We start from the raw sequence: 22415 nt of genomic DNA, 5'->3' as shown, positions 1-22415 counted from the left end.
GATGCCCTTGTCGGCCGCTTTCAGCGTCTGAACCGACTGACCCATGTCGTCCAGCAGCGTGGACAGGTCGCCGGCACGGTTTTCCAGGCCTTTCGCGGTAAAGAAGGAGTTCGGATTGTCGAGAGCCGAATTCACTTTCTTACCCGTTGAAAGTTTTTCCTGCACGGAGCTCATCAGGCGGGAAGTCGCCTGAAGTGAATTAAGATTCGTGCGCAGCGCACTGGAAAGAGTAATGCCTGCCATAACAGAGTTCCTTCTGTAGTTTGAAGCCATTCTTCCTGAATGACTAGTGAACCCTGACAGGTAAACTTATAGCGAATCCTAAGTAATTTGGTTAGTGCGTTTTAACTTTAAATATCTACTAACAAACATCGTTAATTTATTTAGTTAATGACTATGATTGTGCTTTCTTGCTTTGTTAACTGTAATTTCTCTCGGGATACTGCCGGTTTTGAAGGGCGACCGGTGATAGGGGCGATCAGGAAGCTGCCGTGGGTTGCCTTGACTGCCCGTCAGAGGGGGCGGGGACGTGAAAAAAATGGAGGGGTAAGCCTCCGTGGCCACAGGCCGTTAACTCTCTGATGATGCCAAGTTCAGGGAGAGCGGCGGATCTCGATGGGTGCTGGCAGTCAGGTCAATGACGGGCGAGCAGTCGGCTAAGGTACTTGTGCAAGTTTTGCTGAAGGCGGGCCTTACCACGCGGACTTGCCAGGATCTGGCGTCCGCGCGGCGGGAGCGGGTCAAAGAGATTGCTACCGGTCAAGCGGTTCGCTGAATGGTCCGCGCGTTTGCCGAGGCGTCCTGCTGGGCGATCGTGTCGGCATAGGCTCGCAGACGCCGCAGGGTTTCGCTGGGAACCTGGCGGACAACTTCGCCGGTATCCATATTGGTTGCCACGAAAACGAAACTCTTGCTGTCAGGGTCCTCGATATGCCGCCGGTCCATGTGGGGCGTGAGGCTTTCGTGAAGCGAAGTGTTTCTGTTTTCGTTGGTTGCCGCTTGCTGGCTGTCTTCGCTCTGCGTGGCAGGTGCCACGGTCGCTTCAGCCGGCAATTCCGTCTTGGCTGCAGGCGCATTGCGCTCCGGAGCCCGCGTCACCGGCGTAATCGCCGTGTACGTCGGCGATGGCGGCCGGGCCAGTCCCGTATCCAACATCTTTCTCTCCGGGTGACTCTAAACAAATACCCATTACATTGTCTAAAATACCGTAAGGGAATGAATCTTCTGTTAACGGAACAGAGAGGATTTGAAAGGTCGCGATCCGGTTGCCTGCCAATGTTCCCGATTCGTTGCCGGTGAAGCCGGCGGGGTGGCAGGTCTCAATCTGCCACGGACAAAACGGAAAAGGCTCCCGAAACCGGGAGCCTTTCAAGGTCTTTCTTCAAAAAGAGAGGATGCAGAGCCTACAGCGACTGATTGACGGCGATGCCTCTTGCCGACTGCGGGCCTTGCGGTGCGGTGCCGTTGCGGCCATAGGTGGTCGGCGCATTGGCATTTTTCGCACCTGCCACCTTTGCCACCGTCGACACAATGCTGTTGGCGACTTCGCGCGCCGTCGACAGAACCGCCAGGTTGATCCGGAGCACGGGCTGGAACTCGCCATGCTGTCGGCGCAGGGACTGGGTTGCGGCGGGGGCAAGGTTCCCAAGTGCAACGGCGTTTTCCTTCGCCGTCATCATCCCGCGCGTATATTCATGGATCAACCGGGCCTTGTCGGCCTGAAGCTCTCCGGCTTCCTTCAACTTGCCGGCCCGTACGAGATCCGTTTCCATTTCGATGACCGACAGAAGGGCCTCCATCGTGCCGGAAAGGGCCGTGCAGAAATTCTCCGCTTCCTGCTGGCTGGTCGGCCGGTCCAGGGAAAACGGAAACGTGTTTGTGTTTGGCTGGGCAGTCATTATCTCCCCTCCTGCAGGGCAAGCAGTTCCCGTTCAACGCTGTCGGCCAGGCCGATGCCGCCGTTGGAGGCGATGGAACGTGCGTATTCGTCAATCAAAAGGCTCTGCCAGGCATCCGCCCCGTGGCCCTTGCCCCAGGTGCCGCCTTCCTGGAGGCCGGTGAACATGCTCTGAAGCATTGTGTTCAGAAAAACGGCTTCGAATTCTTCAGCCGCTTCCCTGACTTGCGTCTTGTTTGTCGTGTCCACGCCCTGGATTGCATCGAGTGGGCTCTTCTGACTTGCTGCGGCAGGGGTCAACGGTTGCAGCATCATCACAGCACCTCGATGTCGGCTTGCAGCGCACCCGCCGCCTTGATGGCCTGCAGGATGGAAATCATGTCGCGAGGACCGATACCGAGGGCGTTCAGGCCGTCAACCAGCTGTTTCAGCGTCACGGTCTGCGGGACGATGGCGAGCTTGGTGCTGCCTTCCTCGTTCACCGAGATGTCGGAGCGCGGGACCACGGCGGTCTGTCCGCCGGAGAAGGGGTTGGGCTGAGACACCTGGGGGGATTCAGCGATCGTGACGGTCAGGTTGCCCTGAGCGACCGCGACCATGGACACCTTGACGTCCTGACCCATGACGATGATCCCCGAGTTCTCGTCGATCACGATACGGGCGGCAAGATCCGGTTCGACGATCAGCTGTTCGATATCCGTCAGCAGATCGACGATGTTGCCGTCATAAAGCTGCGGCAGGTCGATCCGGACGGTTGCCGGATCGAGAGGTTCGGCTGTCGGCATGCCGATAAGCTCGTTGATGGAAAGCGCCACCCGTCTTGCGGTCGTCAGATCCGGATTGCGCAGGGCGAGGCGCAATGTGGTCAGCGAGGCAAGCTTGAAATCCAGTTCCCGCTCGACCAGTCCGCCGTTCGCGATCCTGCCAGCCGTCGGAACGCCGCGGACGATCGAGGCGGCATCGCCCTGTGCGGAAAAGCCTCCGATGGCGATGGACCCCTGAGCTATGGCGTAGACCTCGCCGTCCGCGCCGACCAGCGGCGTGACGAGCAGCGTGCCGCCTTGCAGGGATTCCGCGTCACCCAGGGCGCTGACGCTGACATCGATGCGCGTGCCTTGCGTGGAAAACGGCGGGAGGTTGGCCGTGACCATGACCGCAGCCACCGTGTTGGTATTCAGGTCGACGTTGCGGGTGTTGACGCCGAGCCGTTCCAGCATGGCTTGAAGGCTCTGCTGGGTGAAGGGGGTGTTGTTGAGCGAGTCGCCGGTGCCGTTGAGGCCGACAACCAGACCGTAGCCGATCAGCTGGTTTTCCCGGATGCCCTCGAAGTCGGCGATATCCTTGATTCTGGAGGCCGCTTTTGCCGGCGCCAGAAGCGTGCCGGCGGCAAGCACGCAGACAGCTGCTGCAAGCACCGCCCGCGCGGTCCATCCAGATATCTTTTCCCCCAAGTGTCGCATTACTGTCTGGCCCATTTTCCGGATCCGGCGAAACCTGCCGGCTGACAAATTCTCGAATTGCGTAATGCGAGAGCCGTGCCAGTTTCGGCGTCTTTGTCGTTTCTTTTTAGAAAGTGACCGGATTCTGCGTTGTTTGCTGGTAGAATGACGGGCATATCCACCTGAAACAGAGGGGGGAGGTACCTCAATGACACTTGCGGCCCGGCAAATATTGCCTCACTGACAAGGACTCATTTACCCTTCCGGGCAGAATCTGACAGGTTACGGCATCGCTCGCTGACGAGCGCCGCGGGCGAACTGGAAAGACGAAGATGCGCATTACAGGCAACAAACCGATATCGGGCGTTCAGAGCAAAAGCGCGAAAAAACGGGCACCCGGCGGAACTGATCAGTTCACGCCCGAGACCGGTGAAGAGGTACAGACATCCACTCCGACCGCCGGAGGAGCATCGATCCAGGGCATGGATGCGTTGCTTGCGCTTCAGGAAGTGGACGAGCGTGCGGAACGGCGTTCCCGCGCGGCAAAACACGGCCATTCCCTGCTGGATACGCTGGAATCGGTCCGGACCGATCTGCTCGCGGGACAGGTTTCCGAAGACAGGCTGGAGCTGCTGGCCAGGCAGGTCTCCAGGCAACAGCAGAGCGGAGATCCACAGATCGATTCTGTTCTGCAAGAGATCGAACTGCGCGTGAAAGTGGAACTGGCGAAGCTCGGCCGATTCCCGGATTAGGGCAGGGCCTGATTGGGTTAAGTTTTTCCCGGATTTGACTCAAACTTACGCAACGATCTGAAAGAATTAACATTTCTGTGATTTCTTTTTTCCCAAATGAACCGTTGTCGGCTGGCGGAAGCGGCATTATATTGCGCCCGGCCTAACGGTAATCCGGAGCTATCTATGACGGTTGAAATCGAGTCTGAATACCGACCCTCGGAAGACGAGCCGTTCATGAACGACAGGCAGCGCGAGTACTTTCGAAACAAGTTGCTGGCCTGGAAAGACGACATCCTGAAAGAGAGCAAGGAAACGCTCACTAACCTTCAGGAAGAAAGCCAAAACCATCCCGACTTCGCTGATCGCGCCTCCTCCGAGACGGACCGCTCGATCGAGTTGCGTGCGCGGGACCGTCAACGCAAGCTGATCTCCAAGATCGACGACGCCCTGGAGCGTATTGCCGACGGTAGCTATGGGTATTGTGAAGAAACTGGCGAACCGATTTCGCTGAGGCGCCTTGAGGCCCGGCCGATCGCTACCTTGTCGATCGAAGCCCAGGAAGCACATGAGCGCCGTGAGAAAGTCTATCGCGACGACTGATCTTCATTTTGCGGCTGTCGAGCCAAGGTAACGGTAATCCACATGCGACCTTCAAGCCTTCCCCATCGGGGAAGGCTTTTTTGTTGTTCCGGACGGAATGATCAGAGCGTGATCCGGTAACGGGCAAATCCGTCCGCGCCGTCACCCGCCGGTTCGATCTTGACCCCTTCAACGGAAGCGGCGTGTTCCGTCCCGCCCGGGCCTGTATCGAACAGGACGGTTGTGCCGGGCATCGCCCTGAAGCGCCAGTTGGCATCGGCGGAGGGATTGATCGTGCCCTGTTCGACAATATAGCGGACGAGGACATCACGGTTGGTGTCCGGACCGACAAAGACGACGACGTCGTCGCTGATGCCCGGGAAATTGCCGCCACCGCTGGCGCGATAGTTGTTTGTGGCCACCACAAAGGTTGCCTCGGGATCCAGAGGCGCGCCGTTGAACCGAAGGTTTACGATGCGGTTGGCGTCCGGATTGGCCAGTTCACCCTTCGGGCCGTATTTCGAGGGCTGGCTGAGGTCGATTTCATATGTGACGCCGTCGATAACGTCGAAATTGTAGCTCGGGAATTTCGTGTCGATCAGCGGCTGGTCCGCCTTGCCCGGTTCGACCTGGAGGAAAATACCGGCCGAACGTTCCAGCCATTCCTTGACGGTACTGCCCTTGATCGCGACTGCCCGGACGGTGTTCGGATAAAGATAGAGATCCGACACGTTCTTGATGGCGACATCGCCGACCGGGACATCGGTGTAATACTCCGGTCCGCCACGGCCACCGGCCTTGAAGGGGGCGGCGGCGGAGAGGATCGGCAGGTTCTCCCACTCGGTGTCCTTGAGCATTTGTCCGATATACCAGGTCTGCGCCTTGGAAACGATCTGCACGCTCGGGTCGTCCGCCACCAGGGCGAAATAGGAGTGGAGAGGGGCCGAGGTCTTGCCGACCGGACGGCGGACATAGGCAAGTGTTGCCTCGTGATCTTCCCTGACCGCCTCCAGAATGTCCTCCTGGCTATCCACCAGCGGAATGGCCTTCCGGCCTTCCTTCTCAAAGATCGGACGGGCTTCGGTCATGAAGTTGGCGACCCGCCAGCTGCTGCCGTCACGCTCGACCATCAGGTCGATGACGCCGAGGTGAGACCCCCAGAATCCGCCCATGGCGGCCGGTTTGCCAAACAGGGTGCCCTTGCCGCTGTCAATTCCCGGCAGGCCTTCATAGGCCGGTCCGGGGAATGCCAGATGCTGGTGGCCGGTGAAAACCGCGTCGATTCCGTCGACCGCGGCCAGATGCAGCGAGGCGTTTTCCATGCCTTCGGAGAAATCGTTGGCGTCGATGCCCGAGTGGGAGAGGGCGATGACGAGATCGCATCCCTGTTCGCGCATTTCCGGAACGAAGGCCTTTGCGGCGGCGACAATGTCACGGGTGTTGGCGTTGCCTTCCAGATGGCGGCGGTCCCAGCTCATGATCTGGGGAGGCACAAAACCGATGAAGCCGATCTTGATCGGGTAGGACTTGCCGGCACCGTCCGTGATCTCTTTTTCCACGATCACATAGGGTTTGAGGAAAAGGGAATCGCCGCGCGGGTTGGACGCAAGCGTGGAGCCATTGACAAGGTTGGCGCAAACGACCGGGAAATTCGCACCGGCGAGCACTTTTGTCAGGAAGTCGAGGCCGTAGTTGAATTCATGGTTGCCGAGCGTGCCGGCATCGAAATTCAGGACGTTCATGCCCTTGATTACGGGGTGCATGTCGCCTTCACGCATGCCGCGTTCGTAGGCGATGTAATCGCCCATCGGATTGCCTTGAAGGAAATCGCCGTTGTCGACGAGGACCGAGTTGGTTGCTTCGCTGCGGATGTCGCGGATGAGCGTTGCGGTGCGGGCAAGACCTGCCGTGTCGACCGGCTTGTCGCCGTAATAGTCATAGGGAAAGACATGGACATGCAAGTCCGTGGTTTCCATCAGGCGCAGATGGGCCGTGCCTTCCGAGGCGAGCACCGAATAGGGATGCAAGGCGGCGGTGAAGCCGGTCGCGGCTGCTCCCATCAACAGGGTGCGCCGCGAAAGCGAATAATTGCTGGTGCTGAACATAAGAAGTTCCTTGTGAAATGTGACGCAGACGTTCCGATCAAAATTTGACCTACTGGTCAGTCCTGATGAGACATCGGGAGGTCATTGGGCGCAAGGCAGAAATTTGTGGTGCCGCTGTCAGCTGGAAATCTTTGAGGCCATGACCGAGATGGTCTGCACATAGACGCTGGCCCTGTTCCACTCCTGCAGGACCTTGTAGTTCGCCGTGCCCGGCCCCCAGCCCTGGCCGCGACGCCAGCCTTTTTTCGCCAGGTAATTTGCCGTTGACGCCAGGACGTCAGGGATGGACCGGATCAGGTCGCGGCGGCCGTTGCGGTCGTGATCGACGGCATATTTGACGTAGGAACTTGCCAGGAATTGCGTTTGTCCGATTTCTCCGGCCCAGGCGCCTTTCATTTCTTCCGGCTTCATGTCGCGCCGCTGAACGATTGTCAGCGCCGCAACCAGTTCGTTCGTAAAGAAATCCGACCGCCTGCAGTCATAGGCAAGAGTTGCCAGGGACTGGAGAACCGGCATGTTGCCGCTGAAGCTGCCGTAATTGGTCTCAAGGCCCCAGATCGCGAGCAGGATCGGGGCGGGAACGCCGTATTTCTTCTCGATGCCCCTGAACAGCCGCGCGTATGTCTTTTCAAGCTTCTGGCCGCGCCGGATCATCGCGTTGTTGACCCGCTTCGCATAGAACTGTTCGAAGCTCAGCTTGAAGGACTTCTGGTTGCGATCCAGCCGAACGACCTTCTTGTTGTAGCCGACATTCTTGAGCGCCGACTGGACAACCCTTTGCTTCAGGCCATGGCGCGAGGAATTTGCAATGAATTCCTGTTTCCAGGTTTCGAAACCGCCCGGACCGTTCCCGCAGCGGGCGCTGAAGGCCGGTGACGTTGCAACAAGAAAAATTCCCAAAACAGTAGGCAACAGAATTCGCATGGATCCCCCCAAAAAAACGGACGGTGGCGGAACTCATCTTAGTTGAAAACGGGGCACCGTCACCGGCGAAAGTGCGGTTAGGAAAATCCGGTTGCTTGAGAGCACGGGGATTCAGCTGGCGCTTGTTGCGAAGCTTGAACGGATTGCCGGGGAGACAGTTCACAAGAGAACGGGCATGGCGCTCGGGGAGCGAGACGCCATGCCCGTCGTCAGCCGGAACCGGGGCGCTTCTAGAACACGCCACCGGCATCCGGCCGGGGGACTGTAAACCAGGGCCTGGATCAGAAGGGGAGGAGGATATCCAGAACCTGGTTGCCGACACGCGGCTGTTGAACGGTGGTGATCTGACCGCGGCCGCCATAGCCGATCCGGGCTTCGGCGATCTGTTCGCTGGCGATCCGGTTGTTTGCGGTAATATCTTCCGGCCGGACGATACCGGCGACGATCAGTTCGCGGACCTCGAAGTTCACGCGAACTTCCTGGCGGCCTTCGATCACCAGGTTGCCGTTCGGCAGAACCTGCGTCACGACGGCGGCAACCGTGGTCTGCAGTGTTTCGTTTCGGTCGACGCTGCCGTCACCCTTGAAATTCGAACTGCTGTTGACGTTGGCAAGATCGCTTGCGGCCATGCCTGCGGGCAGGAAGATCGTGTCAATCGCGGTGCCGAGCGCACCGCCGACGCCGGCTCCGCTGCTATCCGTCCGGCTGCGTTCGGTCTTGTTCTCGATCTCGGCGGAATCGTCGATGGTGACGACAACAGTCAGGATGTCGCCGACCTGGTTGGCACGCTGGTCCTTGAAGAAGGCCCGGCTGCCGGACTGCCAGAGCGAATTCGGGCTGTAATGCGCCTGTTGCGGTTCCGGCATCGGCATCTGCACCGGCCGGTAACCCGGCTGCGTGGTCGGATCCTGAATGGCGTTCAGGGCGGGTTGCTGGCCGACTTGTGCCAGCTGGTCGGCGGTGCTGCAACCTGCCGCGAGCGCGGCAAGGGCGATGCTCGCCAGTAGGTTTTTGGAAAGAGTGATCATCAGTTGGTCTCGCTGTTCAGGCTGGCAACAACAGGATTGGCGGTGTGTACGCGCACCTGGCCGCGGGAGGTGATGGTTGCAGGAACGATGCGCCGGGATTGAAGGTTCATGACATCGATGACGTCACCCTTGGCACCGTCGTCCATGGCCTGGGCCCGGGAGGAGAGTTTCATGCCGGCCATCTCGAATGTGACGGTGACCTTGTCGCCGCGCTGAACGAGGATCGGATGCTGAAAGGACTTGCGGAAGAGCGGAATATTCGCCCGGACGCTCGTCTTCGCCTGCAGGCCGGCGATTTCCGAGGCATCTGCAACTGCTCCGGCCGGAACCTTGCTGCGCGGCAGCCGGATGACGGAAAGATCGTCCTCCTTCAGGATGTCGCCGCGCCGGACCGGCTGTACCAGGGCCAGAACGTCGACCATTTCCACGGCGCTGCCGGCGATGGTCACCATTTCCATGCCAAGTTCGCCTGCAACACTTGCCACCAGGGTAAATTGGCCGCTGGTCTGCGACCAGTCCAGCCGGTCGACCCGGACCGGCTCATGGGCCTTCGGGTCGGCAAGGATCTCCTGGGGAGCCTGTCGCAATTTGATGTCCAGGTTCGCTCCGTCGAGGCCGGGGGTCCGGTCGGACAGGCTGGTGCGGACGAGGTTCAGCATCTGATCCTGGCCGAGACGGGTCGCGCCCCTGTAGACGACAACGTCCCTGAGGCCGTCCGTGCTTGCCAGTTTCAGGCCGGCGGCCCGAGCCCGTTCGGCCACGACTGCGGCGGAAACATTGCCCGAAGTGCCCATGTCGGGGGAGCGGAACAGCGGCTTTGAGGCCAGCTGGCCGGCATTCGAGTAGAAGTCGCCGACCGTGACGATTTCCGAAAGCGTCATGACCTGCGAACGCAGCACCGGCCGGTCTTCGGCGAGGGCGTGCGTGCCGGCGAGCGCTGCCAGGAAGAGGCCGATTGCGGCTTTGAGCAGATATTTCATCATCTCAACCTTCCAGCCTTAGCGCAGGTTCGTGGTGGTGGAGTACATCTCGTCGGCGGCCTGGATGATCTGGGAGTTCATCTCATAGGCGCGCTGGGCCGAGATCAGGTCGGCGATTTCCGTCACCGCGTCGACATTGGCCATTTCCAGGAAGTACTGGGCGACGCTGCCGAAGCCGTTGTCCCCGGGAAGGCCCGTTTCAGGTGCGCCGCTGGCGTCGGATTCACGGAACAGGTTGTCACCGATCGCCTCAAGGCCGGCCGTGTTGACGAAGCGGGCGAGCTGAAGCTGGCCGAGCTGAACGGTGTTGCCGGCCTGGTCTACGCCCTGAACGTCGCCGGTTGCCGAGATCGTGATGTCCTGGGTGTTTTCCGGAATGGTGATGCCGGGATTGACGATGTAACCGTCGACTGTCACCAGCTGGCCGTTGGCATCGCGTTCGAACGAGCCGTCACGGGTGAAGGCCGTGGTGCCGTCCGGCATGTCGATCTGGAAAAAGCCTTCACCGCGAACAGCCAGGTCGAGCTGCTTGCCGGTCTGTTCCAGTGAGCCCTGGGACATGATGCGGGCGGTGGAGGCCAGTTTCACGCCGGAGCCGATCTGGATGCCGGTCGGGACGATCGTTCCCGCATCGGAGGTCTCCGTGCCCATGCGGCGCAGGTTCTGGTAGAGAAGGTCCTGGAAATCCGCGCGTTGTTTCTTGAAGCCCGTCGTCCGCATGTTGGCGACGTTGTTCGAGATAACTTCGACGTTCAGTTCCTGGGCCTTCATGCCGGTGGCGGCAATATGGAGTGCTTTCATTTCCGGTTCCTTTCAGCGGCCTAGGCCTGGATACGTCCAAGCGTTGAAATCGCCTGCTGGCGGAGCTTGTCCATGTCGTTCACGACTTTCGAGGTGGAGTCGTAGGCACGCGTCACTTCGATCATCCGGGTGATTTCGGTTATGCCGTAGACGTTCGAACCCTCCAGGGCGCCCTGGACCATGCGAACTTCCGCAGGCGGGATCGGGTCTTCACCCTTGAACATGGTGTTGCCGACCTTCTCCAGCGTACGAACATCCTCGAAGTCGACGACCTTTATCCGTCCGCGCACACCGAGCCGCGAGGCAATGGTGCCGTCGCTGGCAATCTCCACGATGCCGTCTTCCCGGGAAAAGGTGATCGGGCCGTTGTCGGTCATCACAGGGCTGCCATCCGTGGTGATGAGCTGGCCATTGACGTCCAGGTGGAACGAACCGCTGCGCGTGTAACCTTCCGTTCCGTCCGGAAGCTGAACGGCAAAGAAGCCGTCGCTGTTGAGGGCGAGATCGAACGGGTTGTCCGTCAGGTTGATGGACCCGTGTTCGAAGTTGGTCCGTGTCGTGAACATGTCCACGTAGGAAATGGCGCGGTCTTCCGGCGCAAAGGCGCTGCCATCGGCAACCGGCATGACATATTCCGTAAAATGCAGATTCTGCGACTTGAACCCGGTTGTGTTGATATTCGCCATGTTGTTGGCGATCACATCCAGATGATTCCGCAAAATCGATTGCCTTGATAAGGCAACAAGTTGAGCGTTCTCCATAACGAACGTTTCCCTTCATGCTCCCCGATGAGCCCGCCGATCTCCCCAGATCCGCCGGCCCGTTAAGGTTAATGCACGTGGCGTGCCAATTTTTAAATCCTTGGGAAATCTGGGTAAAAACCGAAGGCGAAGGATGCGCGCGGCAATAGATTCCGGCAGAAGTTAACCGCTTGGCAATTTTTGCCGGGTGACTCGCGTTAATGGTTCGGTAACCAATCGTTAACCATTAACTCTTTAGTAATAAATGGCGCGCGCGAGCGCATGCTGAAGCGGAGTGCGGAATGGCTGACGAGATCGCCGCAGCCGGTGACGAAAACGAAGATGGTGTCGAGGCTGCCTCGGGTCGTGGCCGCAAGAAACTGTTTCTGTTTGGCGGCATCGGACTGGCAGTTCTGCTGGCAGCAGGCGCCGGCGCCTATTTCTTCCTGATGCAGCCGGGCGGATCGCTGCCCATGCAGGGAGACGCCGAAGGCCCGGCGGAAGTGCAGAAGCCGGTCGTGTTTTACGACCTGCCGGAAATGACTGTGAATTTGGCGACCGAAGGGCGGACCACCTATCTCAAGGTCCGGATCGCCCTGGAAGTCGAAAACCGCGCGATGATCGATCAGATCCAGCCGTATCTGCCACGCATCCTGGATGCGTTCCAGATCTATCTGCGCGAGCTTCGCCCCGCGGACCTGGAGGGGTCCGCCGGTTTGTTCCGTCTGAAGGAAGAATTGCTCAGGCGGATCAACATGTCGGTGTATCCGGCAAAGGTGGAAGGGGTCCTGTTCAAGGAAATCCTTGTCCAGTGATGGATTGAATGGCTGATATCGACGACGAAGACGATCTGTCCGAAGAGGATATGGCCGATGCCTGGGGCGCAGCGCTAGCCGAGCAGGGTGCCGGCGGTGACGACGACGAGGATCTGGCAGCCGCCTGGGGCGCCGCTCTGGAAGAGCAGGGCGCGGGCAGCTCCGACGACATGGCGGCGCAATGGGCCGCCATGATCGACGACAGCGAGCCGGATCTGGAAAACGCCACCCGTGGCGCCGACCGTGTCCTCAATCAGGAAGAAATCGACAACCTCCTCGGGTTCAATATCGAGGACACGATCGCGGGCGACCAGAGCGGCATTCGTGCGCTCATCAACTCGGCGATGGTTTCTTACGAGCGTCTGCCGATGCTCGAAATCGTGTTCGACCGCCTGGTGCGGCTGACCACGACCTCCTTGCGCAACTTCACGTCCGACAACGTGGAAGTCTCGCTGGATTCCATCAGTTCCGTCCGCTTCGGCGACTACCTCAACTCCATACCGCTGCCAGCCATCCTGGGTGTGTTCAAGGCGGAGGAATGGGATGGCTTCGGCCTGATCACGGTCGAATCCAGCCTGATCTACTCGATCATCGATGTTCTTCTGGGTGGTGGCCGTGGCACATCGGCGGTCCGCGTCGAGGGGCGGCCCTATACAACGATCGAAACCGGTCTCGTGCAGCAGATGGTCTCGCTGATCCTTCAGGATGCCGAGCACGCCTTTGCACCGCTTTCGCCGGTTCACTTCAATCTCGAACGTCTCGAGACGAACCCGCGCTTCGCGGCCATTTCGCGACCCGCGAACGCCGCGATCCTGGTCGAGCTCAGAATCGACATGGAAGACCGGGGCGGATCGATCGAGATCATGATGCCCTACGCAACGCTGGAGCCGATCCGTGATCTGCTGCTCCAGATGTTCATGGGTGAGAAGTTCGGCCGGGATCCTATCTGGGAAGGCCATCTGGCGACCGAGATTCACGCTGCCGAGATCGAGATCGATGCGGTTCTTCACGAGACCTATCTGCCGCTCGGCCGGGTGTTGAGTCTCGATGTCGGGCAGACACTGGTGTTCGACGTCGATCCGCATGATCCCGTGACGATCAAATGCGGCAACGTTCCCCTCACCGAAGGAACCCTGGGCAAGGTGGAGGATTCCATCGCCATCCGTGTCGCAAAGAACCTGCGCAAGCCCAAGATGACACTGGCAGCTTTCGAGCGCGCCATGCAGAACGAAATGGAGCAACCATGAGTACTTTGCCACTCGGAATGATCATTGAAGGGTTGGTCTCGGTCCTGTTGCTGATCACGATCGGCTATTGCTGGATGCTGAACAAGCGACTGCAAAGACTGCGGGCCGATGAGGAAGTTCTGCGGGCGACCATCTCGGAACTGATGACGGCAACGGAAATCGCCGAACGCGCCATTCTGGGTCTGAAAACCACAGCCGCCGAAGCCGACAAGACCCTTGGTTCCCGCCTCAAGGAAGCCGAGGCCATGTCGCATTCCCTGTCCGGACAGATCGGTGAGGGCGAAAAGATCTTTGCCCGGATCACGCAGATCGCGGAAGCCGCGCGCGCAGCGACGCAGCAACGGGAAGCCGCGCCGAGGAACGGTTATCCGGTTCAGCCGCCAGTGGAGCAGCCGGTTTATGCGCCTCAGACGGCGGGCTATGCGCCTGAACCGGCGCATAACGGTTATGCGGTGCCCGAGGTTGAGCCGGAAAGAAGACGGCCGAGCCGGGCCTCCGACATCCGCAGTGCCGCCGCCGAAGCGACCGCGCGTCTTGAGGAATTCCGCAGGCGGAAGGGCGCTGCTGCATGAACGTAAGGCTGTTGCCATTGCTGGGAATTTCCGCGAGTGCACTGCTCGCGCTGAAGGTGCTCGGCCTTGCGCTGGGACCGGAGAGCGGAAATCTTCCGCTCAAGGGCGCGGTGGCACAGGAAACCCAGGCGGATGGCAGCGGAAAGACAGACGCAGGCGGTGACATGACGGCAGGCGGTCCGCCGCCGCCACCGCCGCCTGCCGATGGCAGTTTGCCGGGGCAGCCGGTGTTGCCGGACAATATGGAGATTGGCGGTTCGGCGGCGGAGCGTGCCGTTCTGGAAAGCCTTGGGAAGCGCCGGGAGAACCTGCAGGAGCAGCAGGGGCAACTGGATCTTCGCGAGAAGCTTCTGCGGGCAACCGAGGAACGTATCCAGAAGAAGATCGACGAACTCAAGAAACTGGAAAAGGGCATCGAGGCGGTCGTCGAGGAAAAGAAGACGCAGGAAGAGGATGAGGTCGCGGGCCTCGTCACCATGTATGAAAGCATGAAGCCGAAGGACGCGGCCCGGATCTTCGACCGTCTCAGCCTGCCCGTACTGCTGAAGGTGGTGCGCCAGATGAAGCCCCGGAAAATGGCCGCCATTCTGGCGCGCATGTCACCTGCGGCCGCCGAGAAACTGACAGTCGCCATCGCAAGCAGCCCAGGCGCCGTGGCTCCCGCGCAGGAAACCAGGAAAGCCGAGGCTCCAGCAGAGGACATGCTGCCCAAAATCCCTTCCAATTGAGAGAAATACGCGGATTTTCGAGGCGAGCGTAAGGGCGCGTTAAGAACAGATACCTAAAAATAGAGTGTTGGCGTTATCCGAGGACAAAACAATTTGCCGGGACCATTCCTGACCATTGTTAAAAGCCGCAGTTCTGCTTCGAAAGGCGGAATGGGCGTGGCTTTGCGTCTGGTCGCAGCACTTTGCCTGGCGCCTTATTTGTTGCTTTCTTCCGCTCAGGTCCCTCACGCGAACGCGCAGACGCTCGAGCCGGTCGATCTCGACGTCTTCCAGGAAGAAGACTATGGCCGCATTGTCCTGACGTTCAAGGACCGGACCTTGCTGCCGATCTACGATGCCGTCATTACCGGCGGTGTCCTGAGGATCTCATTTGAAGATCCGATCGACATCAACGTCGACGATGTGCCGCTCGATCTTGCAAAATACGTGACCATCGCGCGCCGGGATCCCGATGGCAGCGCAATCCGCTTTGCCCTCAAGAACCAGTTCCAGATCAATACGCTCGAGGCCGGCGAAAAGCTCTTCGTCGATATCCTGCCCATGGACTGGCAGGGTTTGCCCCCCGGACTTCCCGACGACGTCGTGCGTGAGCTGGCCAAGCGGGCCGAAGCCGCCATGCGCAAGGTCCGGGCCCTGGAACAGGCCCGGCTGAAGACGCAGGAAGGTCCGGAAGTGACCATGCATGTCGGCGAGCATCCGACCTTCACGCGCCTGGTCTTCGACTGGTCGATCAAGTTCGATACGGCCTTCGTGCGGGAAGACGACATTATCAAGGTGACGTTCAATCACCCGGCACAGCTCGATATCTCCCATTTGCGCGCACATCTGCCCCAGGGCGTTGTCGATGCCACTTCGTTCCTCGACAAGGGCAAACTCAAGTTTCTGATGCGTGTCGAGCCGTCGGTCGACATTCGTGCGTTCCGGGAGGAACAGACCTACGTCATCGACGTCACGCCCGAGACGATGGAAGTCAACGATCCGGCAAACGCGCTGATCAACAAGGAATTGTCTGTCGAGGACAACGAGAACCGGAAGAATATGATTTCTGCTCCGGGGCTGCGGGACACCCGTGAGGTCAAGGACCCGCGCGGATTGCCGCGGAGCGACTCCGCAAGTGTCGGCAGCGGCGGGGTGCTGAAGGAATCGCGGGCGGATGAATCTCCGGCTTATACGGCCGTTCCGCTCAAGCCCGTCGAACAGGATCAAGGCGCGGGGACGCCGGACGCCAGTGGTGCGCAAACCGCAGATCCCGACCAGGCCACCCTGCATGTGCCGGAACTGGATCCGCTGACCGGGCCGGGCAGGATGGACGGGGCGGACGGGGCTGAGCAGCTTGCCATGGTCCCTCGATTGAAACCCGGTCTCGCGGCAGGCGCGCCGCCAGGCGGGGAAGGTGGAGCCGGCACCTCCTTGCCGGACGGTGCGGACACGAGCCGTGTGGCCCAGAATTCTTCCGAGACGCCCACGACCGCTACGGCGGTCGAAACACTGCCGGCCCCCGAGCTTGCAGCCGCCGCTTCGGAGGGCGAGCAACACAATGCGCAGCCGGCGCACACCGTGGACAATCTGATTACCGCTGCCATCCCCACGTCTGTCGGGCAACTGGGCGGAAACACGGAAGCGCAGGTCAGCCCGGTGGTTCTGGCGCAGGCAGCTCCCGCACCTTTGCCGTTGACCGGGAACAAGGCACAAGCCGACGCCGAAGACGTTGAAATCGTCCGTCCGGCGCCGATGCTCGATTTGTCCAAGCAGCAGATTGGCGGCCCTAAGGTCGAGCCCCCGCCTGAAAACAACGGTATCCCGACCCTGCAGCCTGTTGAAGCGGAGACGGCGGATGGCGGGCCGGTCGAGGGTGGTGAGCCGGTCGAGGTTCAGCAGGTTGAAACCCTTGGCGGCAGCGACATTCCCAGTGGCATCCAGCTCCCCGGAAAGAAGAAGACGACAGATCAGGTCTGGGAGGCAAACGGCGGGAAAGCTTTGAAACGGGCGCCGGCCTCTCCGGAAGAGCCGCCTGAAAATTTTGCGGAGGAAGTCCGGAACTTCGTCTCCGCGGAGGCGCGCAGGATCGGCAACACGGTTCGCGTGGTCTTTCCGTTTTCCGAGCCGGTTTCCAGCGCAGTGTTCCGCCGCAATGACAGTATCTGGATGGTGTTCGACACCGACGCCACGATCGATACGCGCGGGATGGTATCGGCTCTGGCGGAAACGGCGGAAGCGATCGACGCCAAGGCCTTCGGGGACTACCAGATCCTGAGACTTGATCTGACAGAACCGGTGCTGGCAACCGTCGGTGTGGATGGCAACGCCTGGTCCCTGGTCATAGGCGACATGATTCTTGAACCTTCCATTCCGCTGCAGATCGAACGAACGGTGCGTGGGGACGGCGGTTCCGTACTCAGGGTTCTCTATCAGGACCCGCAGAATATCCGGACGATCACCGATCCGTTCGTTGGGGATTCGATTACGGTCGTGACCGGCTTCGGTCCGCCGCGCGGAGTCCTGAAGTCGCAAAATTTCGTCGACCTGAACGCACTCAGCTCGGCACAGGGGGTCGCGCTCGCTCCGAAGTCGGACGGTGTGAAGGTGAAGATCCTGGGCGACGACATCATCATTGAAAAAGAGGGCGGACTTTCCCTGTCCAGCCGTTACCTGCACGGTGGTACCGGCGCCTTGAACACGGTCGTCGATCCGGGTGAGCAGAACTTTATCGAATTCGTGTCCCTGAGCACCGAGGGCCCGGAGAGCTTCCGGTCCCGTCAAACCGAACTGCAAGACGCTCTGGCCAGGGCGCCGGAAGGCAAGCGCAAGAAGCCGCTCATGGGCCTGTCCAGGTTCTATCTGGCACATCAGTTTTCCCAGGAAGCCCTGGGGCTCATGAAACTGGCTTTGGAGGAAGAACCGGCGCTTGCCGAAGACAGTTCCTTCAATCTGATGATGGGGGCCGCCCAGGCCATGGCGGACCGGCCGGAGCAGGCACATCATCACCTCAATCGGCCGGATCTTAAGAACAGTCCGGACGCGGCTGTCTGGCAGACAATCGTCGACGTCCAGCTCGGAGACTGGACCGCCGCCCGGATTGCCATGCCGCGCGGGCGTGCGGTTGTCGGCAATTATCCCCCCGCCATACAGACCGAGTTCAAGCTCGCCGCCGCCCAGGCGATGGTGGAAGTCAACGACTTCGGGGTCGCCAACGGCGTTCTGGCGGAAATCGAGCCGAGTGAAGTCACCCGGGCGCAGGCTGCCCGCTACGACATTCTGAGGGGCCGGGTCGCGGATGCGTCGGGCCGGTCGCAGGAAGCGTTGACCGTGTTCGACCTCGTGACCAGGTCGGACGATCGCCCAAGGTCGGCTGAAGCCGAATACCGGGCGTTGCGGATCCGCTTCCGTGATGGCGAGCTGGACATCGATGAAACGATCGACCGGCTGGCCGGACTTGCCACGTCTTGGCGCGGCGACGAGATCGAGCTGAAAACCCTGCGGTTCCTGGCGCAGCTTTATGCCGAGCGCGGCAAGTACCGTGAAGCTTTCGAGGCTATGAAATCCGCGGTTCAGGCGTCGCCGGATTCCGATACGACGCGTCTTCTTCAGGAGGAGATGAACGGTCTCTTCAACGCCCTGTTCCTGGACGGTAAGGCGGACGAGATGCCGCCGATCAAGGCGTTGGCGCTGTTCTACGACTTCCGCGAGTTAACGCCGATCGGCCGGGAAGGTGACGAGATGGTCCGTCTGCTGGCGAAACGGCTGGTGGAAGTGGACCTGCTCGATCAGGCAACGGAGCTTCTGCGGCATCAGGTGGACAACAGGCTGAAGGGGGCCGCCCGGGCCCAGATCGCGGCGGACCTTGCCGCAATCTACATGATGGACCGCAAACCGGACGAGGCGCTCCGGGTGCTGAACCGAACCCGGCAGGCAAGCCTGCCGTCGACGCTGGAGCGGCAGCGTAACATCGTCGAGGCACGAGCCCTGACCGAAAGCGGACGGCCGGATCTGGCTCTGGAGCTTGTCCGCAACATGCGCGGCTCCGATGTCGACCGGCTCCGGGCCGATACCTTCTGGGCGGCGGAAAGCTGGCGGGACGCGGGCGAGCAGCTTGAAGCTATGCACGGGTCGCGCTGGTCCGACAACATTCCGCTCGACGAACTGGAGCGCAGGGACATCCTGCGGGCCGGAATCGCCTATTCGCTCGCGGGTGATCACCTCAGCCTCGAACGCCTGCAGACAAAATACATGGCCAAGATGTCCGACAGCCCCGAGGCACTCGCCTTTGAAATCGTAACCCGGCCGATCGAGGCCAAGGGCGTCGAGTTTCTCGAAGTTGCCAACAGGCTGGCCGATATCGATTCCCTGGAAACCTTCCTGAAGGAATACAGGCGACAGTACATGTCGCCAGACCGCAGCCCCGATCAGGCCTCGGCCTCTGCGATGACCGGACAGCCGGCGGGATAATCAAAAGCAAGGGTTCCCGCCCGAAGGCGTGAAGGCGGGTCAGTTGATGGCTTTTTTGCCCTGGGGAGCCGAAGCCGTCTGGCGCGGTTTCTTCAATTCGGACTTGTAGCGCATGACCAGTTCGGGAATGGAGCGCGTGCTCCGGTCAAGCCACTCGCAGCGGGATTTCAGAAAGTCCCGGTAGGTTTTTTCGTCGATTCCGGTCTGCAGCATCAGCCGCATGATCGCACCGTCCGCATCTGATTTCAGCGTATCGACGACCACTTCGTCGGCAAGACTGATTTTCCGGCTGATCAGCCAGATCGCCGCGTCCATTCGGCTTTGCTCGAAAAGGGTTCTGAGGATTGCGTCGAAAGACAGTTCACCGTTGGCGATCTGAATGCTGGCCTCGTGCCGGGAGTAGTGCATCCCGTCAAGCTCGATGTCGCCTTCGCGCTGCAGGTCTTCGATCGTCATGGCCAACCGTTCCAGGTCTCCGGACTCCAATGCCCTTTTCAAAGGGGCGGGAATGAGCGGGCAGTTGGTCTCCAGTACCAGCATCTGGGTTTCCAGAAAGTCCTCGTCCTTCAGTGCCCGTTTGGCAATACCGGCAAGCACCTCGGCTTCCGTGTTCGCGAAGATAAGGAGGGCAAGTGTTCCCTTCACGGAAAATGGCGCCCGAATATTATTAAGGAGCGCGTGCACGACATCGCGGCTGCTGCGGGCGATAAGCGTATCCGTCACCTCCTCGTTCAGGTCTGTTCGCCTGGCAACAGACAGCCGTTTGTCGTTGCCGCCCTTCTGCGCCAGGGTCATCAGGGCGACCTGGCTGATCATGGGCGAGCATTCGATCACGGGTTCCGAAAGCTCATAGTCTTCCTGGGCGAGACGATCGGCGAGATCCGATATGATACGGTCTGTCTTGGCGAGCCGGACAACCAGCTCATACCGGGCGGCCCGGTCCAACTGGTCGAAGACGGACAATACGATTCTTGAAAAAAGCTCCCTTTCCGCTTCGCTGGGATCATGGTCGTCAGACCTTGCGTATTCCCCTACGAGCGTTCGGATCAGTTTCGATCGCGCTTCCGGCTCTTTGATCCGGGCGAGCTGTTCAAGTTGTTCTCGTATCACAAAACCGCCACAAAATTTCAGAGGACGCAATTCGCCCTCAAATCGATCCGTAATAGTTACATTGTTATCTTAATTTTGTTCTACTTTGACAGGTCTGCCCCAAAGGAAAAATACATAAAAATATTCACTCTGGACGCACGGGAAGGAACTGGAGCAGATGCGTGAAAGTGGAGCGAGCCACGCAGGTCCCCAGGTTTCACACCGCAGGAGGCGGAACTTTGCCGAGCAATGCAGAGGTCGCCAAATGGGCACGCGGTGTCAAAGCCTTTGCACCATCCACCAGTATGGTTCTGCAGCCTTTACCTGGCGGTTCGGTCCCGGTTGACACCTGGAAGCGCAACAACATGAGACATGCCTAACCGCCGGCAAAGCTCTTCACAAGCGAGCCCGCGACCAGATTCCAGCCGTCGACAAGCACAAAGAAGATCAGCTTGAAGGGCAGGGAAATCACCACGGGCGGCAACATCATCATCCCCATCGACATCAGCACCGAAGCGATGACGAGATCGATGATCAGGAAGGGCAGGTAGAGGAGAAAGCCGATTTCGAAGGCGCGCCGCAGTTCAGAGATCATGAAGGCCGGCACGAGTGTTGCCATCGACAGGCTTTCCGGTCCTTCGGGCGCTTCCCTGCCCGAGAGTTCCTGGAACAGGGCGAGATCCTTTTCCCGAACCTGTCCCAGCATGAAGGCGCGGAAGGGCTCCGAGGTGCGCTCATAAGCCTGATCGAACTCGATGTCACCATTGATCAATGGCTGGACGCCGGCATCATAGGCCGCTTGCAGGGTCGGCGTCATGATGAAGGCGGACAGGAACAGGGCGAGGCTGACCATCACCATGTTTGGCGGGGCCGTCTGCAGGCCGATAGCAGAGCGCAGCAGAGAGAGCACGACCACAATGCGGGTGAAGCTGGTCACCATGACGAGGATGGACGGGGCCAGAGAAAGCACCGTCAGGAGAACGACGAGTTGAACGGCCCGTTCGGTCAGACTTGCCTCATCGCCAAAGCCGACGGAGATCTCCTGTGCGGAAGCTGTTCCTGCGAACAGGGCAAGAAGGGCAAGTGACAGGACGGCGAGCCCGACTGATCCGTATCCCCGCAATGCGCGACGTTCCTTTGTCATGCGTTTGACTGGCTGCCCAGTTCATCGAGAATTTTCGCCATTTCCTCCTCGATAGGGTTCTTGTCGCCCAGGCCTGGCCCCGGCTTGGGGGAGGAGGTTACCTCCACAATTTGCGTCTTCTCTTCTTTCGCGGGTTCTTCGACAGCCTCTTCGGTCTGAGCCTGAGCGGTTGCCGCGAGCCCTTCCTGGTCGGCAGGGGCGGCGGACGTCCCGGTCTTCTCCGGAGTGGCGACGGTCAATTCGTCCGCGATCAGATCCTCGATATCGAGTTCGATTTCGCGCGCGGCAGGGGCCGGTTCGTCCCGGGACGCGGTCATGTCCTGGTCTCCGCCGGCCGCCGGCGAGGTATCCTTCACTTCAAGGGGCTCCGGGATTTCAACGGTCTCGGGATCGTTCGCGGTCGTTTCTTCGGATGTTTCCAAAGGTTCTGCGTTTCCGGACGGGGCACCGGAAAAGGCGGGTTTTGCGGTCATTGAGACGGTGGCTCCTGCGTCCGCCCCGGCGGAGCCGGTCGTTTCCCCGGGAGTGTCCTGCGTGCCGGCGTCCTGCACGGCCGGGGCCGCTTCGGAAACGGCAACCATCGGCGCGATGACAGGTTCCACCTTCCGGGAAGTGGCCGCCGTCTCGACCGGAGACTGCAAGGCCGTTTTTGCCCTTGCGGCGGGACCTGATGCGGGCGGCGTAATCGAATGACTTCCATAGGATGGCCGTTCACGCGGCGCGAACGGCCGGGTCAGGGACCGGAGCGGCGAAGCGGTCTTGGAGCTGGAGATCCCGTCGTCCTCCGGGGCGGCAACCGGCTCGGCCCGCACCTCCGGAGCTTTCGGGGCAGATCTGTCTTCGTCCGCCGAGGGGGTGGTCACAGCCGGAGCCGCTGCCTGCGGCTGGGACTTGGAAGTTGCCCGGTTGAAACCGTTCTGGGTGGCTGCGCGCAGCAGATCCGCCGCCCGGCTTGATGCCGGATGGCTGGACCTTGCTCCTGCCTTGATGTCCAGCCGGCCGGATGCCGATACAGCCGCCGGAGCCGGGGCGGGAGTGGGAGCAGGGGGCTGGGTCGGGGCTGGAGCCGGGGCCGCTTTCGCGGGCGTGGGGCCGAAAGTGAACGGGTTTTCCCTGAGGCTTTCCGCAGCCGGTTGCCGCGCGGTCA

Annotated in this window: 20 protein-coding genes and 1 pseudogene; 7 read left to right on the top strand and 14 right to left on the bottom strand. The window is 60.3% G+C overall.

Translation table 11 applies throughout. The features are described 5' to 3' along the window. The 5 genes and pseudogenes from ACQY7U_RS24420 to ACQY7U_RS24400 form a co-directional block, all read right to left on the bottom strand. Positions 1-243 (bottom strand): annotated as a pseudogene (locus tag ACQY7U_RS24420) (flagellin); the annotation flags it as partial. A gap of 516 nt (positions 244-759) precedes the next feature. Further along, positions 760-1155 (bottom strand): hypothetical protein, encoded by a 396-nt coding sequence (locus ACQY7U_RS24415; RefSeq protein ID WP_428650625.1) that lies wholly within the window; start codon positions 1153-1155, stop codon positions 760-762. A 248-nt stretch (positions 1156-1403) separates the two neighbouring features. Then, entirely contained in the window at positions 1404-1898 is a 495-nt protein-coding gene (locus ACQY7U_RS24410) for a flagellar protein FlgN (RefSeq protein WP_428650622.1), read from the bottom strand. After that, a complete protein-coding gene (locus ACQY7U_RS24405) occupies positions 1898-2209 on the bottom strand; it encodes a rod-binding protein (protein WP_428650620.1) in 312 nt (103 codons plus the stop codon). The genes ACQY7U_RS24410 and ACQY7U_RS24405 overlap by 1 nt, the downstream gene beginning before the upstream one ends. A gap of 2 nt (positions 2210-2211) precedes the next feature. After that, positions 2212-3357, bottom strand: coding sequence for a flagellar basal body P-ring protein FlgI (locus ACQY7U_RS24400; RefSeq protein WP_428650630.1), 1146 nt, complete (start codon positions 3355-3357; stop codon positions 2212-2214). A 311-nt stretch (positions 3358-3668) separates the two neighbouring features. Here ACQY7U_RS24400 and ACQY7U_RS24395 point away from each other — a divergent pair, with 311 nt between their 5' ends. Next, on the top strand, positions 3669-4088 hold the full coding sequence (locus ACQY7U_RS24395) for a flagellar assembly protein FliX (protein ID WP_428650618.1): 420 nt from the start codon (positions 3669-3671) through the stop codon (positions 4086-4088). 165 nt (positions 4089-4253) lie between these two features. Then, positions 4254-4670 carry an RNA polymerase-binding protein DksA gene (gene dksA / locus ACQY7U_RS24390; RefSeq protein ID WP_428650615.1) on the top strand — a complete coding sequence of 139 codons (417 nt, stop codon included), beginning with the start codon at positions 4254-4256 and terminating at the stop codon, positions 4668-4670. A 101-nt stretch (positions 4671-4771) separates the two neighbouring features. On the opposite strand, the gene ACQY7U_RS24385 is transcribed toward dksA, so the two are convergent. The 6 genes from ACQY7U_RS24385 to flgF all read right to left on the bottom strand — a co-directional run bounded on the left by ACQY7U_RS24385 (position 4772) and on the right by flgF (position 11248). Continuing rightward, positions 4772-6754 carry a bifunctional 2',3'-cyclic-nucleotide 2'-phosphodiesterase/3'-nucleotidase gene (locus ACQY7U_RS24385; RefSeq protein WP_428650612.1) on the bottom strand — a complete coding sequence of 661 codons (1983 nt, stop codon included), beginning with the start codon at positions 6752-6754 and terminating at the stop codon, positions 4772-4774. 117 nt (positions 6755-6871) lie between these two features. After that, positions 6872-7678 carry a lytic murein transglycosylase gene (locus tag ACQY7U_RS24380; protein ID WP_428650609.1) on the bottom strand — a complete coding sequence of 269 codons (807 nt, stop codon included), beginning with the start codon at positions 7676-7678 and terminating at the stop codon, positions 6872-6874. Between the two features lie 281 nt (positions 7679-7959). Further along, positions 7960-8706, bottom strand: a complete 747-nt coding sequence (flgH, locus tag ACQY7U_RS24375; protein WP_428650607.1) for a flagellar basal body L-ring protein FlgH — start codon at positions 8704-8706, stop codon at positions 7960-7962. Further along, a complete protein-coding gene (gene flgA, locus ACQY7U_RS24370) occupies positions 8706-9689 on the bottom strand; it encodes a flagellar basal body P-ring formation chaperone FlgA (protein ID WP_428650605.1) in 984 nt (327 codons plus the stop codon). Before flgA ends, flgH begins: the two co-directional genes overlap by 1 nt. Positions 9690-9704: 15 nt before the next feature. Then, the gene (flgG, locus tag ACQY7U_RS24365; protein ID WP_428650602.1) at positions 9705-10487 is read right to left on the bottom strand and encodes a flagellar basal-body rod protein FlgG; all 783 of its coding nucleotides are present in this window, start codon (positions 10485-10487) and stop codon (positions 9705-9707) included. A 20-nt stretch (positions 10488-10507) separates the two neighbouring features. Next, complete coding sequence (gene flgF / locus ACQY7U_RS24360; RefSeq protein ID WP_428650599.1) at positions 10508-11248, bottom strand: flagellar basal-body rod protein FlgF; 741 nt, start codon at positions 11246-11248, stop codon at positions 10508-10510. A gap of 281 nt (positions 11249-11529) precedes the next feature. On the opposite strand from flgF, the gene ACQY7U_RS24355 reads away from it, so the two are divergent. The 5 genes from ACQY7U_RS24355 to ACQY7U_RS24335 all read left to right on the top strand — a co-directional run bounded on the left by ACQY7U_RS24355 (position 11530) and on the right by ACQY7U_RS24335 (position 19035). Next, entirely contained in the window at positions 11530-12042 is a 513-nt protein-coding gene (locus ACQY7U_RS24355; protein ID WP_428650595.1) for a flagellar basal body-associated FliL family protein, read from the top strand. A gap of 50 nt (positions 12043-12092) precedes the next feature. Further along, on the top strand, positions 12093-13289 hold the full coding sequence (gene fliM / locus ACQY7U_RS24350) for a flagellar motor switch protein FliM (protein WP_428650628.1): 1197 nt from the start codon (positions 12093-12095) through the stop codon (positions 13287-13289). After that, positions 13286-13861: a DUF6468 domain-containing protein gene (locus tag ACQY7U_RS24345; RefSeq protein WP_428650593.1), complete on the top strand. Its 576-nt coding sequence runs from the start codon at positions 13286-13288 to the stop codon at positions 13859-13861. The genes fliM and ACQY7U_RS24345 overlap by 4 nt, the downstream gene beginning before the upstream one ends. Beyond that, a complete protein-coding gene (locus tag ACQY7U_RS24340; protein ID WP_428650590.1) occupies positions 13858-14589 on the top strand; it encodes a MotE family protein in 732 nt (243 codons plus the stop codon). The genes ACQY7U_RS24345 and ACQY7U_RS24340 overlap by 4 nt, the downstream gene beginning before the upstream one ends. Before the next feature lie 150 nt (positions 14590-14739). Further along, entirely contained in the window at positions 14740-19035 is a 4296-nt protein-coding gene (locus ACQY7U_RS24335; protein ID WP_428650588.1) for a tetratricopeptide repeat protein, read from the top strand. 39 nt (positions 19036-19074) lie between these two features. On the opposite strand, the gene ACQY7U_RS24330 is transcribed toward ACQY7U_RS24335, so the two are convergent. The 3 genes from ACQY7U_RS24330 to ACQY7U_RS24320 form a co-directional block, all read right to left on the bottom strand. After that, positions 19075-20145 carry a DUF2336 domain-containing protein gene (locus tag ACQY7U_RS24330; RefSeq protein WP_428650586.1) on the bottom strand — a complete coding sequence of 357 codons (1071 nt, stop codon included), beginning with the start codon at positions 20143-20145 and terminating at the stop codon, positions 19075-19077. 355 nt (positions 20146-20500) lie between these two features. Beyond that, positions 20501-21268 carry a flagellar type III secretion system pore protein FliP gene (gene fliP / locus ACQY7U_RS24325; RefSeq protein WP_428650583.1) on the bottom strand — a complete coding sequence of 256 codons (768 nt, stop codon included), beginning with the start codon at positions 21266-21268 and terminating at the stop codon, positions 20501-20503. Then, the coding region (locus ACQY7U_RS24320) for a hypothetical protein (RefSeq protein ID WP_428650581.1) at positions 21265-22415 on the bottom strand (1151 nt) is incomplete at its 5' end. The genes fliP and ACQY7U_RS24320, both read right to left, overlap by 4 nt.

Source organism: Roseibium sp. (genome assembly GCF_050301095.1).
Classification (GTDB): domain Bacteria; phylum Pseudomonadota; class Alphaproteobacteria; order Rhizobiales; family Stappiaceae; genus Roseibium.
Note: the sequence above shows the minus strand (reverse complement) of the source record. Positions and strands in the feature narration are given on the sequence as shown.